This is a genomic window from Actinospongiicola halichondriae (assembly GCF_049103745.1).
GTDB lineage: Bacteria > Actinomycetota > Acidimicrobiia > Acidimicrobiales > Salinilacustritrichaceae > Salinilacustrithrix > Salinilacustrithrix halichondriae.
Genome location: NZ_CP171622.1, coordinates 2,771,673 through 2,785,121, shown reverse-complemented (window position 1 = coordinate 2,785,121; position 13,449 = coordinate 2,771,673). Strand labels below are relative to the sequence as shown.

Annotated in this window: 16 protein-coding genes; 8 read left to right on the top strand and 8 right to left on the bottom strand. The window is 69.1% G+C overall.

Annotated elements, in window-relative coordinates:
* Positions 1-64: 64 nt before the first annotated feature.
* Positions 65-952 carry a rhomboid family intramembrane serine protease gene (locus AB8619_RS13700; protein ID WP_436793189.1) on the top strand — a complete coding sequence of 296 codons (888 nt, stop codon included), beginning with the start codon at positions 65-67 and terminating at the stop codon, positions 950-952.
* A gap of 1 nt (position 953) precedes the next feature.
* On the opposite strand, the gene AB8619_RS13695 is transcribed toward AB8619_RS13700, so the two are convergent.
* Together AB8619_RS13695 and AB8619_RS13690 are read right to left on the bottom strand one after the other, a co-directional pair.
* Entirely contained in the window at positions 954-2,066 is a 1,113-nt protein-coding gene (locus AB8619_RS13695; protein ID WP_436793188.1) for an amidase, read from the bottom strand.
* Positions 2,063-2,503, bottom strand: coding sequence for an SRPBCC family protein (locus AB8619_RS13690; protein WP_436793187.1), 441 nt, complete (start codon positions 2,501-2,503; stop codon positions 2,063-2,065). Before AB8619_RS13690 ends, AB8619_RS13695 begins: the two co-directional genes overlap by 4 nt.
* 62 nt (positions 2,504-2,565) lie before the next feature.
* Between AB8619_RS13690 and AB8619_RS13685 the strand changes: the two genes are divergently transcribed.
* Positions 2,566-3,732, top strand: coding sequence for a DNA recombination protein RmuC (locus tag AB8619_RS13685; RefSeq protein ID WP_436793186.1), 1,167 nt, complete (start codon positions 2,566-2,568; stop codon positions 3,730-3,732).
* 9 nt (positions 3,733-3,741) lie between these two features.
* Here AB8619_RS13685 and AB8619_RS13680 read toward each other — a convergent pair whose 3' ends face one another.
* Positions 3,742-4,014 (bottom strand): hypothetical protein, encoded by a 273-nt coding sequence (locus tag AB8619_RS13680; RefSeq protein ID WP_436793185.1) that lies wholly within the window; start codon positions 4,012-4,014, stop codon positions 3,742-3,744.
* Positions 4,015-4,059: 45 nt separating this feature from the next.
* Here AB8619_RS13680 and AB8619_RS13675 point away from each other — a divergent pair, with 45 nt between their 5' ends.
* Positions 4,060-4,479 (top strand): group III truncated hemoglobin, encoded by a 420-nt coding sequence (locus AB8619_RS13675; protein ID WP_436793184.1) that lies wholly within the window; start codon positions 4,060-4,062, stop codon positions 4,477-4,479.
* 3 nt (positions 4,480-4,482) lie between these two features.
* On the opposite strand, the gene AB8619_RS13670 is transcribed toward AB8619_RS13675, so the two are convergent.
* From AB8619_RS13670 to gdhA, 5 genes are all read right to left on the bottom strand, one after another.
* Complete coding sequence (locus AB8619_RS13670) at positions 4,483-4,899, bottom strand: MarR family winged helix-turn-helix transcriptional regulator (protein ID WP_436793183.1); 417 nt, start codon at positions 4,897-4,899, stop codon at positions 4,483-4,485.
* The gene (locus AB8619_RS13665) at positions 4,896-6,119 is read right to left on the bottom strand and encodes a chloride channel protein (RefSeq protein WP_436793182.1); all 1,224 of its coding nucleotides are present in this window, start codon (positions 6,117-6,119) and stop codon (positions 4,896-4,898) included. Before AB8619_RS13665 ends, AB8619_RS13670 begins: the two co-directional genes overlap by 4 nt.
* 60 nt (positions 6,120-6,179) lie before the next feature.
* Positions 6,180-7,358, bottom strand: a complete 1,179-nt coding sequence (locus AB8619_RS13660) for a PucR family transcriptional regulator (RefSeq protein ID WP_436793181.1) — start codon at positions 7,356-7,358, stop codon at positions 6,180-6,182.
* Between the two features lie 94 nt (positions 7,359-7,452).
* Entirely contained in the window at positions 7,453-7,680 is a 228-nt protein-coding gene (locus AB8619_RS13655; RefSeq protein ID WP_436793180.1) for a hypothetical protein, read from the bottom strand.
* 154 nt (positions 7,681-7,834) lie between these two features.
* Entirely contained in the window at positions 7,835-9,178 is a 1,344-nt protein-coding gene (gene gdhA / locus AB8619_RS13650; RefSeq protein ID WP_436793179.1) for an NADP-specific glutamate dehydrogenase, read from the bottom strand.
* Between the two features lie 205 nt (positions 9,179-9,383).
* Between gdhA and AB8619_RS13645 the strand changes: the two genes are divergently transcribed.
* The 5 genes from AB8619_RS13645 (at position 9,384) to rsmA (ending at position 13,335) form a co-directional block, all read left to right on the top strand.
* On the top strand, positions 9,384-9,767 hold the full coding sequence (locus AB8619_RS13645) for a TraR/DksA family transcriptional regulator (RefSeq protein ID WP_436793178.1): 384 nt from the start codon (positions 9,384-9,386) through the stop codon (positions 9,765-9,767).
* 80 nt (positions 9,768-9,847) lie between these two features.
* Positions 9,848-11,371, top strand: a complete 1,524-nt coding sequence (gene metG, locus AB8619_RS13640) for a methionine--tRNA ligase (RefSeq protein ID WP_436793177.1) — start codon at positions 9,848-9,850, stop codon at positions 11,369-11,371.
* Positions 11,372-11,380: 9 nt separating this feature from the next.
* Complete coding sequence (locus AB8619_RS13635) at positions 11,381-12,130, top strand: TatD family hydrolase (protein ID WP_436793176.1); 750 nt, start codon at positions 11,381-11,383, stop codon at positions 12,128-12,130.
* A gap of 73 nt (positions 12,131-12,203) precedes the next feature.
* On the top strand, positions 12,204-12,506 hold the full coding sequence (locus tag AB8619_RS13630; protein WP_436793175.1) for a hypothetical protein: 303 nt from the start codon (positions 12,204-12,206) through the stop codon (positions 12,504-12,506).
* Between the two features lie 19 nt (positions 12,507-12,525).
* Positions 12,526-13,335: a 16S rRNA (adenine(1518)-N(6)/adenine(1519)-N(6))-dimethyltransferase RsmA gene (rsmA, locus tag AB8619_RS13625; protein WP_436793174.1), complete on the top strand. Its 810-nt coding sequence runs from the start codon at positions 12,526-12,528 to the stop codon at positions 13,333-13,335.
* The last annotated feature ends 114 nt before the right edge of the window (positions 13,336-13,449 follow it).

Sequence of the window (13,449 nt, the reverse complement as noted above, 5' to 3'; positions counted from 1 at the left end):
GTCGTCCGTTCCACCACCGGCCCCCGCGAGGGGGCCGGTGTCGCGCTCGGATACCGTCAGCGCCGTGAGCGATCCGACGACCGGTGTGCAGACGTGTTACCGCCACGACGATCGTCGGGCGGGCGTCCGCTGCCAGCGGTGCGACCGACCGATCTGTCCGTCGTGCATGAACCAGGCATCGGTCGGCTTCCACTGTCCCGAGTGCGTGAAGCAGAGCGGCCAGCGGGTCGTCACCGCCCGCACGCTCGGGGCAGCACAGACGCCGTACGTCACCACGACGCTGATCGCCCTCAACGTCGCCATCTACCTGTTGAGCACGGTGAGCGGCGGCGGCACCCCCGGCGGGGCGCCGTCGCGACAGTTCGAGCTCGACTGGGCACTGATCGGCGTCGGCCGGGTCGCCGGCGGCCCGTTCGGCGTCGGCTCGCTCATCGGCGTCGCCGAGGGGGAGTGGTATCGGCTGGTGACCAGCGGTTTCCTGCATGGCAGCCTCCTCCACCTCGGGTTCAACATGTTCGCTCTGTGGATCCTGGGTCGGCAGCTCGAGCCCGCGCTGGGTCGGGTTCGCTTCGCCGCCCTCTACTTCGCCTCGCTCCTCGCCGGTTCGCTCGGCGTGATGGTCCTCGACCCGAACCAGCTCACCCTCGGCGCCTCCGGAGCCGTGTTCGGGCTCTTCGGCTACGCCCTCGTGGGGCAGTGGGCCCGGGGCATCAACCCGATGCAGTCGGGCATCGGCGGGATCATCCTCATCAACATGGTCTTCACCTTCGCGGTCCCGGGCATCAGCATCGGCGGCCACCTCGGTGGTCTGCTCGGCGGTGCGGCAGCCGGTGCGCTGATGGACGTCGTGCGTCCGCGGATCAAGGCGCCGGAATCGGTGGGAACGGTGCTCGTGGTCGCCTTGGGGACCGCCTGCGCGGTCATCAGCGTCGCCATCGGCAACGGGCTGTAGCTCAGCTCGCGACAGCCGCCTCGATCACCGACGCGGTCCGGACCAGCAGTTCTTCGCTGCCGTGGCGTCCGAACAACTGGAGTGATGCGGGGAGGTCGCTCCGCCACGGAACCGGGACCACGATGGCCGGGTGGCCGCTCAGGTTGAGCGACACGTTGGCCAGTCGGGTGTCGACCGACAGGGGATCCGACAGGGGCGGCGGGGCGCCGACCATCCCGACCAGTGCGACGACCGGCGTGCGGTCGAGTGCTCGGTCGACCTCGGCGCGCCACTGCTCGGCCACGACCCGGGCCTGGGTCATCTGTTCGGGCGTGAACGTCTTGGACCGCTCGAAGCGGTCGCGTACTGCCGGGTCGAGTTGGTCGGCGTGGTCGCGGACGAGGTCGGCGTTGACCTCGAGCGCCTCGACGAAGGCCACCACGGTGGCTGCGTCGTAGGCGTCCATCCAACCCGGGAGCTCCGACGGCTCGACGGTCATCTCGGCCGTTGCGAGGGCCCGGTCGAGTGCCGCTTCGATGTCGGGGTCGGCTCCGGGGACCCGGAACCGACCGAGGACGGGCGCCGGGTCGTCGGCGGGCGTGAATCCCGCTTCCAGCAGCGCCATGCCCCGGACGACACCGTCGACCGTCGTCGCCATGGGACCCACGACGTCGAGCGACGGGGCCAGGGGATGGATGCCCGCCAACGACACCCGGCCCTTGGTCGTCTTGAGCCCGACCGTGCCGCAGCAGGCCGATGGGGTGCGGATCGAGCCGCCGGTGTCGGTGCCCAACGCGATGTCGGCCTCACCGGTGGCGACGGCGACCGCCGATCCCGACGACGATCCACCGGGGATCCGCGTCGGGTCGAGGGGGTTGGTCGGCGTACCCGTGTACGGGTTGACGCCGGTGCCGCCGAACGCGAGCTCGTGGAGGTTGGTCTTGCCGACGATGCGACCGCCGTTGGTCCGGACGTTCGCCACACACTCGGCGTCGACCGTGGCCGGCACTGCTCGTTCGGTCACGGGACGCGACGCGCACGTGGTCGGGAGACCCTCCATGTCGATGAGGTCCTTGACCGCCACCGTGGGGCCGTCGCCCGGCGGCGGGTCCGTGCGGACGAGGAAGACGCTCACGCCTGCTCGACCCGCGCCTTGAGGCTGCGCAGGTTCCGCTTCCAGATCAGCTTCAGGATCCGGCCGCCGACGAGCCCGCCGACCGGGCCGCCCATCCACCAGGGGAAGACGATGCGTTCGGACCACTCGAACTTCGTCCGTCCGCGCCGGGCTCGCTTCAGGGTGAACACGCCCTCACCGGTGACCATGCCCACGTGCCGGACGCCCATCGCCTTGCGTGGTTTCCACTCGGTGATCTCCATCACGTCGGTCAGGCCCAACGGTCCGACCTTGGTGTCGCACTCGAACGTCGTACCGACGCCCTCGGTCCGATCGGTGAGGAAACGGATGGCCACCGCGTCGGCCATCCACTCGGTGTGCGAGGCCACGTCCTCGATCGATTCCCACACCTCACGGGGGGTGGCGTCGATGACGGTCGAGACGCGGATTCGGGCCATGCGGGCAACGGTATCGGCGCGCATCCGCGTTCTTGTCACACCCCATCCGGATACTGGGCGGCATGGTCATCGTCATCGCAGCCGCCATCCTCCTCGGCCTCCTCGCCATCGCCGCCGCCGTGGTCTGGACGTCCCGGCCACAGCAGGCACCGGTGCCGGACATGCGCGAGGCGGTCGACCTGGTCCTCGACCTCGCCGCCGACAAGCTGGGCGACTCACTGGCCGCAGGGACCCGTGAGCTCGACGTCCGCAACCACGCCTTCTCCGAGCAGGTGGCCGGGGTCCGGGCCGAACTCGAACGACTCGACCACCTGGTGGGCGATCTGCGCACGTCCTCGGCGAACCAGCACGGCACCCTGGTCGAGAACCTCCGGCAGGTCACGGCGACGAACACGGCGCTCGCTTCGCACACCGATGCACTCCGCCAGGCCCTGGCCAGTCCGAAGCAGCGTGGCCAGTGGGGCGAGCGGATGGCCGACGACGTGCTGGCCGCTGCGGGCATGGTCGACGGCGTCAACTTCCGTCGCCAGAGCGCCATCGAGGGCGGCACGATTCCGGACTTCCGGTTCCTCCTCCCGCACGACCTCGAGCTCCGGATGGACGTCAAGTTCCCGATCGACAACTACCTGCGGGTCCTCGACGCCGACGCCGACAGCGATCGGGCCCAGTTCACCAAGGCGTTCGTCCGCGACGTGCGGGGCCGCATCAAGGAGCTCTCCGCCCGGGGCTACATCGATCCTCGCGACACCGTCGACTGCATGCTGCTGTTCATCCCCAACGAGGCGGTGTACGCCTTCCTGCACGACGCCGATCCGGACGTGCTCGACGTCGCGCTCGGCCAGAAGGTCGTGCTGTGCTCGCCGGCGACGCTCTTCGCCGTCCTCGCCGTGGTGCGTCAGTCGGTCGAACAGTTCCGGCTCGAGCGCGTCGGCGACGAGATCCTGCGATGCCTCGGCGACGTCACCGACGAGTGGGGCAAGTTCACCGACTCGCTCGACAAGCTCGGCAAGCAGTTGGGCACGGCCACTCGGACGTTCGAGGACGAGGTGAGTGGCACCCGGCGCCGCGTGTTCGAGAAGACGCTCGCCGAGGTCGACCGCCTGCGCGATGCGCAGGCCCCCGGGCTGCGGAGCCCGGGCGAGGCGCTGGTCGCCAAGAAGGCCGCCGGCGACATCCGCCACCTGCCGACGGCAGACGCCGGCGACGACGGGCGTGGCCAGGCCGTGTGACGGTCCGGGTCAGCCGTCGCGGGCTTCGCGCTCGTCGCGTTCCTCTTGCTCGTTCGACTCGATGGCGCCGAGGACGGCGCCCATCATCGCTCCGAAGCCGGCACCGCCGAAGGGCGCCACCAGTCCGGCAGCGCCGATCACGGCGGGGTCGCCATCGGTGATCAGCACCCCGAGGGCGAAGATGACGACGATCCCGAGGAGTCCGAGCACCGCGCCGGCCGTGGCCTTGCGCGTGATGATCGGGTCGAAGATCGTGTCGGGTTGGACGTCGATACCGGGCATGGCTCGATGATAGTTCTATCGGTTGGTGTGTAAAATGTTCCTCCGATGAAGATCGTCCGTGCCCCCGGCCTCGCCAGCGATCTGGACTCACGCGCCGAGGTGCACGACCTCGTCGTCGACTTCTATCGCGAGATCGCGATGGACGACCTCCTCGGTCCGGTCTTCGGCGAGGTGGCCGAGGTCGACTGGGCGGCGCACATCCCGAGGCTGATCGACTACTGGTGTCGGGTGCTGCTGGGGGAGCCCGGGTACGACGGCCACATCCTCCGTCCACACGAGCGCGTGCACGCCCTCGAGCCATTCACCCCAGCGATGTTCGAACGCTGGCTGGTGCTCTTCGTCGCATCCGTCGACGGTGGATGGCGCGGGCCGCTGGCCGACCAGGCGAAGGTCCACGCCGGCCGGATCGCGGCGATGCTCTCCCGTCGGCTGACCGGTGACCCGTTTCCGGCAGAGGCTCGCTGACGTTCAGTCGAGTTCGTCGAGGACGTCGAGCATCTCGGTCCGGAACCGTCGCAGCTCTCGCCGATGGAGCGCGGACAGCTGCTCGAGGTGTTCCAGCCCGGCCGGGGTGACGGTGATCCGTCGACGCCGCCGGTCATCGGAGTCGGTGACGACCGAGACGAGCCCTGCCTCGCTCGCCCGCTGGACGAGTTCGGTCGCCGAGTGGCGTCGGAGCTGGAGCCGATCCGCCACCTCGGAGAGCGACGGGGGCCCGTCCGGATTCCCGCGGACGGCGAGGAGCAGCTGGTGCTGTGCCGGTGTGAGGCCGGCGTCACGAGCAGCGTCCTCCGAGAACCGGAGGAACACGCGCAGCGCGTGGCGGAACTGCGCCAGCGCTCGGTAGTCACGGTCGGTGAGGGGGCGGTCGGGGGATGGGCTCATGGTTCGGCCGTCTCCCGGGTGCGTTGGGTCTGGATCAAGCCGACCTCGCTCGTGATCACGAACGCGAGGAGTGCGGCGATGGTCATCGACGGGACCAGATGCACACCTCCCATCTCGGCGACCACGAGGGTCGTGCCGATGGGGGTCTTGGTGACCGCGACGTTGGTCGCCACCATGCACGCGGCGACGAGGACGCCGACGGGTGCGGACGGCACCGCCACATGGACCAACTGCGCTGCGGTGGCACCGATGAAGAAGAGCGGGATGATGAAGCCGCCCTTCCAGCCGGTGGCGAGACAGATCGAACTCGCCAGGACCTTGGCCACGAGGGCGGCAGCGAGCGTGCTGGTCGCGAGCCCGCCGGCGACCACGACGTCGATCTGACCTTCCCCGAACGTCAGCGCAGCGCCGGACCAGACGGCCAACAGGCCGATGGCGACACCGCCGACCATGGGTCGTATCGCTGTCGGGATCCGCCGCGCCGCCGTGCGGAAGCCGCGAACCGAGATGATGAACGACACCGCGAGGGCCGAGCCGAGGATGCCGGCGACGACGCTCCACCCGAGGTCGGCAGGCCCGACCGTGGTGGCGTCGGGAAGGTGGAGGATCGGCTCGAACCCCACGCGGTTGAGCCCGGCGAAGACGAAGAAGCCGATCGAGGCGCCGCCGATGGCAGGCAGCATCGCTTCGTAGTACTCCAGGCCACGTCGGTGCAGGATCTCGAGCGCGAAGATCGCCGAGCCGAGCGGCGCACCGAACAACACGGCGAATGCGGCGGCCATCCCGGTGATGGTCAGCACGCGGACCGTGTCGCGGTCGAACCCCATCCGCGCTCCGGTCGCGGTCCCCATCGTCCCCGCCGTCTGGACGAGCGGCGCTTCCGGTCCGAGCGCGCTGCCGGCGGCGATGCCGAGCAGCGACACCGGGATGAGCGACCGGAGCGCTCGGACGTCGTTGGCGCCGCCGGCGACGTGGATGTTGTCGACCAGGAGTTCGACGTCGCCGGCGTCGCCCAGCTTTCGGGTGATCACCGCGATGGCGAGCCCGACCGCGCCGAGGACGCCGACCGTGACCCACTGGCTGTGTGCATCAGGCGAGAGTGCGAGCTCGAGCAGGCGGAGGGCGCTCACATAGGCCGCGCCGATGAGCCCTCCGACGAGTCCCACCGCGGCGATGGCTCCTCGGCGGCGACTCCACAGGAACGGGATACGGTCGCGCACCAATAGATCGTAACCCGATCCATTCGTGGTTCCCGACTGCGAGGGAGCGTGCTTCGAACGTCAGGTCCACGAGCCGTCGTAGTGCCGGGCCACGTGGATCGCGACCTCGCACTCGAGAAGTCGAGCGGCATCGTTCAGCAACGGTCCGAGGATCTGTTCGATGCGATCGAGGCGGTTCTTGAACGTGTTGTAGTGGACGAACATCTCGCGAGATGCCGCGGCGACGTTGCGGTGCGTCAGCCACATGGACAACGTGTCGAGCAGGGACGAGTGGTGCTGACGGTCGTGTTCGATCAGCGGTCCGATCGCATGCATGACGAACTCGTGGAGATCGTCCTGGGCTGCCGAAGCGAGGAGGCGCTCGAGGCCGAGTTCGTCGTAGAGCTCGGTCACGTGGCGGCCCTTCGCCCATCGCCCGACGTCGACCGCCCGGCTCGCATCCACGAAGCTGCCCGCCAGGTCGCAGGGATCGGTCACACAGCGACCGACGCCGATGCTGAGCGTCACCGACCGCACGCGTGTGTCGAGTTCGGCACGAAGCGCGTCGGCGAGCAGGCGGCGGGTCGACGCCGACGGGTCGGTGGGCGCGAGGAGCGCTGCGATCATCGACGCCCGGGTCCAGACGATCGCATCCGGGCCGAGCGTCGCTCTCGCGGCGGCAGCGATGGTGGCCAACACCGACTCGGCGGACGCATGGTCGACCGGCGGGTCGATCGACGCGAGCAGGACGGCACGGGACCGGTGCAGGTCCCAACCGAGCGCAGCGGCGCGCTCCGTTGCGGCGACTCGGCGTGCGGGCTCGCCGGTGATCAACGTCTCGAGGGTGACCGTCCCCAGATCGGCGACGTCGTCGAATCGCACCTGGTCGACGACGGCACGGAGCAGCGTTCGGAGCACGGCGGCACTCACCGCGCTCGCCGAGAGGGACCCGTCGGTGACGAACACGGGGATCGCCGTATCGGTGGGGGACGTTCGCTGGCGGACGTCGGAGCGGTCGGCGACGACGATCGTGGCGGCACCGTGGCTCCCGTCGGTCAGGATCGGGGCCAGCGTCGGCCACAGTGCCTCGGGCACGACGGTGACCGACGTCGGCGCTGATGATGGGACGTCCTCGTCCCCGCGGACCTCGACGACGTCGTCGACGAGCGCGTCCGGTCCGTCACCGCGGGACAGTGACTCGGTGGTCTCGAGTCCGGATGTGGAACGGATCAGCTGGGAGATGGTCATCCCGGTCTGCATCGGGGAAGTCTGGCCATCGAGAGATGGGGCCGACGATCCGGTTGCCTCCGAGCGTGGCCCGCTCCCGGGCGACGACGTGTCGGCCACCGGTCGGTCAGTCGCTCGGCACCGAGGCGAGCACGGCGCCGAGCATCCCCCCGAGTCCGACTCCGCCGAAGCCGGCACCCAGGCTGCCCACGGCGAGGATCTCGACCGGAGCATCGGTCAGGGCGATCGACAGGCACGTCATCGTCATCACGGCCACCGCCCCGATCGTCGCTCCACCGGTCGTCCACCGGCCGACCGACCGTGAGGTCGTGACGGCGTCGTCGAGATTGTTCACGTGTACAGCCTCCTGAGCGGACGTCGAAGAGGCAGCGTGGTGTCGCCGGGGCCCGAGACCGCTGTCGGATGTCGACACTTCGACGACGGCCACCTTCGCGAGTTCTCACATCCGGGGGCGCGCCGTGCTCCAACGCTCGCTGACGCAGGATCGGTCAGACGAGCCCGAGCGCGTCCATCGCGTCGGCGACTCGCATGAAGCCTGCGATGTTGGCGCCGGTCACGTAGCTGTCCGGCGCGCCGAATTCGTCGGCGGTCGCACGACAGGTCTTGTGGATCGCCGACATGATCCCGGCCAGCCGCGCCTCGGTGTGCTCGAACGTCCACGAGTCGCGTGACGCGTTCTGCTGCATCTCGAGGGCCGAGGTCGCCACTCCGCCGGCGTTGGCCGCCTTGCCGGGCCCGAACGCGACACCGGCAGCAGTGAAGGCGGCGACCCCGTCGGGTGTGGTGGGCATGTTCGCCCCTTCCGCGACGGCGATGCACCCGTTGGCGATGAGTGCTCGTGCGTCGCGGCCGGTCAACTCGTTCTGCGTCGCACAGGGCAAGGCCACGTCGCAGGCGATGTCCCAGATGTTCCCACCCTTCACGAACGTTGCGTCGCGACCCTCCGCGTAGTGACTCACGCGCTTCCGGAGGTCCTGCTTCACGTGTTTGAGCTCGTCGACGTCGATGCCGTTCGGTTCGTGCACGACCCCGTCGGAGTCGGAACACGCGATGACGACTCCGCCGAGCTGGTGGACCTTCTGGATGGCGTTCAGCGCGACGTTCCCAGAGCCGGAGACGATGCAGCGCTTGCCGTCGAGGCTGTCCTCGCGGACACGCAGCATCTCCTCGGTGAACATGACCACCCCGTAGCCGGTCGCCTCCTCACGGACGAGAGCACCGCCCCAGTTCGTCCCCTTGCCCGTGAGCACTGCGGACTCGTACCGGTTGGTGATCCGCTTGTACTGCCCGAACAGATAGCCGAGCTCCCGGGTGCCGACCCCCATGTCACCGGCCGGTACGTCGGTGTACTCGCCGAGGTGCCGGTACAGCTCCGTCATGAAACTCTGGCAGAACCGCATCACCTCGTCGTCGGACCGTCCGCGTGGATCGAAGTCCGCACCGCCCTTGCCGCCACCGATCGGCATGCCGGTCAACGCGTTCTTGAAGATCTGCTCGAAGCCCAGGAACTTGACGATTCCCATGTCGACCGACGGGTGGAAGCGGAGTCCGCCCTTGAACGGCCCGAGTGCGCTGTTGAACTCGACTCGCATTCCACGGTTGATGTGGACCCGGCCGGCATCGTCCTGCCACGGCACGCGGAAGATGATCTGTCGTTCGGGCTCACAGATCCGATCGATGATCTTCCGCTCGAGGTACTCGGGATGCTTGGCGATCACGGGACCGAGCGAGTCGAGGACCTCGCGCACGCTCTGCTGGAACTCGATCTCGGCCGGGTTCCGTCGTACGACGTCCGCGTAGATCGGTTCGAGCTTCTCGTCCAGTGTCGTCATGTGTCGTCGTCCTCGTTCGTGGGCGCGTTGGTCCTTCGACCCGCGTGTTCGCCGGGGATGTTCTCTGTGACCCGATCTCGTCCCGCTGTGGACTTGCCACAACGACCGACCCCTCGGATCGTCCAATGGTGCCACTGGGGCTGTTCCGAACCGAACGTACGGTTCCCTCTGATCAGTCGGGTGCCGCATGCAGAGAGGACGACAGATGCAATCGTTCATCGATCACCGATTCGACGACAGTGAGCGCGAGGGCGGCGGACCGGACGGTCGAGGATTGTCGAGCGGCCAACTGGAGGAGCTCCGGGCGGTCCTCGACGACCGCCTCGATGACCACCGGAAACGGCTGGCCGAGAACGAGTCGTTGTTCCGGGCGCTGATGGGCGACTCGTCGGTCGATGCCGGCACCCGACAGTCGGCCCGCATCGACGCCGAGCGGGACCTCGACGCGGTCCAGGAAACGGTGCGGGCGCTCGACGCGATGGTCGACGGCACCTACGGGGTGTGCCGTGGGTGCAACCGCGCGATCCCCTTCGAACGTCTCGAGGTCCTCCCGACCACGCAGACGTGCGTGGCCTGCCCCGACCACTGAGCAATCACCGGCGCGACGGCACGGGGGTCGAGCTCGATCCCAGTGAGGCCGCAACACGACCGACCCGTAGGCTCCACGTCATGCCGGGCCGGTTCTACGTCACCACGCCGATCTACTACGTGAACGACGCGCCCCACATCGGGCACGCCTACACGACCGTGATCGCCGACGCGATGGCTCGGTGGCACCGACTCCTCGGCGACGACACGTACTTCCTCACCGGGACCGACGAGCACGGCCTCAAGGTCGCGCAGTCGGCCGAGGAAGCGGGCATCACGCCACAGGAGCAGGCGGACGTCAACGCCGCTCGGTTCGCTGATGCGTGGAAGCTGCTCGACATCTCGAACGACGACTTCATCCGCACGACCGAGCCTCGCCACCACGCGGCCGTGCAGGCGCTGCTCCAGCGGATCCACGACAACGGTGCGATCGAACTCGGTACCTACGAAGGTCCGTACTGCGTCTCGTGCGAGGCGTACTACACCGAGGCGGAGCTGGTCGACGGCAACTGCCCGATCCACGGACGTCCCGTGCAGATGCTCGAAGAGGACAACTACTTCTTCAAGCTGAGCGACTACGAGCAGCGGCTCATCGACTGGATCGAGAACGATCCGGAGGTCATCCAGCCGGTCGGCAAGCGCAATGAGGTGCTCGGCTTCCTGCGCCAGGGTCTCGAGGACGTGTCGATCACCCGCACCAGCCTCGACTGGGGTGTGCCCGTGCCGTGGGCCGATGGGCATGTCTTCTACGTCTGGTACGACGCGCTCATCAACTACGCGACGGCCATCGGGTTCGGTACCGATGACGAGCGATTCGAGACGTGGTGGCCGGCAGTGCACCACATCATCGGCAAGGAGATCATCCGCTTCCACTGCGTCTACTGGCCGGCGATGCTGATGGCGGCCGGGCTCGAACCGCCCCGCCACGTCCACGTCCATGGGTGGTTGCTGCTCGGCGGCGAGAAGCTGTCGAAGACCGTTCACGGTGCGGCCAAGCTGACCGACATCGCCCCGTCCCGGCTCGTCGAGGACTTCGGTGTCGACGGGTTCCGCCATCACTTCCTGCACGACCAGCCCTTCGGCCCCGACGGCGACTTCAGCTACGAGGGGATGGTGGCTCGCTTCAACAGCGATCTGGCCAACAACCTCGGCAACCTGCTGTCGCGTGTCGCCACCGTGGTGGCGAAGAAGTGCGATGGCGTCGGCCCTGCTCCGCGAGCCGACAGTCCTCTCGCGGCCGACGCAGCCGAGGCCTACCGCGACACGGCGGCGGCGTGGGATCGTTTCCAGCCGTCGGTCGCGCTCGACGCCACCTGGCGCCTGATCGGGAAGGCGAACGCCTACCTCGAGACCAACGAGCCGTGGAAGATGGATCCGGGCCCCGAGGTCGACGCCGTGATGGGCGACGCTCTCGAGGTGTTGCGGATCGTGTCGATCCTCGCTTCGCCGGCGCTGCCCGACTCGTGCCGCGAGATCTGGACGCGCATCGGCCTCGAGGGCGAGCCGCAGGGGCAGCAACTCCCCGACGGCGCCGACTGGGGTGGCTACCCCGGTGGCCTCACGGTGACGAAGGGCGCGCCGCTCTTCCCGCGACACAAGGGCTGATCCGCTCCCGTGCTGCGTTGGACCGACGACCACTGCCACCTCCCCGCCGAGGAGTGGGAACCGGTGCTGGCCGACGCCAGGGCTGCCGGTGTGGAGCGATTCGTCGATGTCGGTGTCGATCTCGAGACGTCGCGGGCGGCGATCGCCCGGGCGTCGACGACCGATGGCGTGTGGGCCACCGTGGGCGTGCATCCACACGAGGCGGCGTCGGGCATCGAGGGTCTCGAAGCGCTCCTTGCCGATGACGCGTGCGTCGCGGTCGGCGAGTGCGGGTTCGACTTCCACTACGACCACTCGCCGCGCGACGCGCAGCGCGACGTCTTCGCTGCCCAGGTCGCGCTCGCGCATCGCCACGACCTCGCCCTGGTGATCCACACCCGTGAAGCCTGGGCGGAGACGTTCGACGTCCTCGACCACGAAGGCGTCCCCGACCGCACGGTGTTCCACTGCTTCACCGGTGGGCCCGACGAAGCGGGGGCGTGCCTCGAACGCGGCGCCTACCTGTCGTTCTCGGGCATCGTCTCGTTCCCGTCGGCGACCGACGTCCAGGCAGCAGCAGCGATCTGCCCGCTCGACCGGATGCTCGTCGAGACCGACAGTCCGTACCTGGCCCCGGTACCGCACCGGGGCAAGCAGAATCGGCCGGCGTGGGTCGCCGATGTCGGTGCGGCGCTCGCCGCGGCGACGGGTTCGACCGTCGAGCAGGTGGCCGCCGCCACGTGGGCGAACGCCGCGGACGTCTACCGCCTCGGCTCGTGACGGTTGGTGCCCAGAGCGCGATCTCAATACCGTCAGTGGTCGACACGGCCGCGATTGCACGGGAGGAGGGTCGATGAACGCCACCGACATGGTGCCCGACCCCTATGCCCAACGCGCCCGCCGACGACGCGGCCTGTGGATCGCGTTGGCCGTGACGGCCGTGGCCGTTCCGGTCCTGGTGATCGACAACCTCCCGGGCAGCGACCCCGAACCCGATCCGCTGACCGAGGTACGCATCGTCACGCCGTCCGATGTTCCTCGCGACCGTGCCGAGTCCGGCCCGCGCAAGGGCGTGTCGGTCGTGACCTCGTCGACCACGTCGTCGACCCTGCCGATCACGACGACCACCACCACGACGACGACGTTGCCGTTCTGAGCACGCGCGGGAGCACGTCATGACCATGGGCGCCGCCCGCATCCGGGCTCTGCTCGACGAGCACGATCTGGCGCCGAGCCGCGCGCTGGGCCAGAACTTCGTGATCGATCCGAACACCGTGCGCCGGATCGCCGCCCTCGCTGGCGTCGGACCCGACAGCCATGCGCTGGAGATCGGGCCCGGCCTGGGGTCGTTGACGCTCGCGTTGGCCGAGACCGGAGCGTCGGTCACCGCCGTCGAGGTCGACCGCCACCTCGTTCCCGTCCTGCGTTCCGTGGTCGCCGACGTGGTCCCGCCCGTGACCGTCGTCCACGGCGACGCCCTCGAGATCGACCTGCACGAACTCCTCTCCGGCGCCCCGACGTGGCGTCTGGCCGCCAACCTGCCCTACAACGTCGGGACCACGATCCTCCTGCGCATCCTCGAGGAGGCGCCGGAGGTCTCCGGCGGTGTGGTCCTCGTCCAGCGCGAGGTCGCGGAGCGCCTGGCCGCCGGGCCCGGCGACGCAGCCCACGGCATCCCCTCGGTGAAGACGGCCTGGTGGGCATCGGCCTCGGTGGCCGGACGCGTCCCGCCGACGGTCTTCCACCCCCGCCCACGTGTCGACTCGGCGCTCGTCACGCTCGAACGCCGCGAACCGCCGGGCGACGACGCCCTTCGTCGGCGCGTGTTCGCGCTCGTCGATGCCGGGTTCGGCCAACGCCGCAAGATGTTGCGCCGCTCGCTGGCCGACCACCTCGACGCCTCGGCCTTCGGATCTGCGGGTGTCGCTCCCACGGCGAGAGCCGAGGAACTCGCGCTCGACGACTGGGTCCGACTGGCACGATGAACGACGTGGCCGCCGACGACACCCCAGCGATCTTCCATCCATCGGGCGAGGACCGATACCAACCCACCGAGTTGGCCGTCGGCCCTTGGGACCCGGGCGCACTGCACGGCGGCC

Coding starts and splice junctions, on each gene's coding strand:
- rsmA (WP_436793174.1), top strand. CDS start 12,526: ATGACCATGGGCGCCGCCCGCATCCGGGCTCTGCTCGACGAGCACGAT.
- AB8619_RS13660 (WP_436793181.1), bottom strand. CDS start 7,358: ATGCAGACCGGGATGACCATCTCCCAGCTGATCCGTTCCACATCCGGA.
- AB8619_RS13630 (WP_436793175.1), top strand. CDS start 12,204: ATGAACGCCACCGACATGGTGCCCGACCCCTATGCCCAACGCGCCCGC.
- AB8619_RS13680 (WP_436793185.1), bottom strand. CDS start 4,014: ATGCCCGGTATCGACGTCCAACCCGACACGATCTTCGACCCGATCATC.
- metG (WP_436793177.1), top strand. CDS start 9,848: ATGCCGGGCCGGTTCTACGTCACCACGCCGATCTACTACGTGAACGAC.
- AB8619_RS13645 (WP_436793178.1), top strand. CDS start 9,384: ATGCAATCGTTCATCGATCACCGATTCGACGACAGTGAGCGCGAGGGC.
- AB8619_RS13690 (WP_436793187.1), bottom strand. CDS start 2,503: ATGGCCCGAATCCGCGTCTCGACCGTCATCGACGCCACCCCCCGTGAG.
- AB8619_RS13675 (WP_436793184.1), top strand. CDS start 4,060: ATGAAGATCGTCCGTGCCCCCGGCCTCGCCAGCGATCTGGACTCACGC.
- AB8619_RS13670 (WP_436793183.1), bottom strand. CDS start 4,899: ATGAGCCCATCCCCCGACCGCCCCCTCACCGACCGTGACTACCGAGCG.
- gdhA (WP_436793179.1), bottom strand. CDS start 9,178: ATGACGACACTGGACGAGAAGCTCGAACCGATCTACGCGGACGTCGTA.
- AB8619_RS13685 (WP_436793186.1), top strand. CDS start 2,566: ATGGTCATCGTCATCGCAGCCGCCATCCTCCTCGGCCTCCTCGCCATC.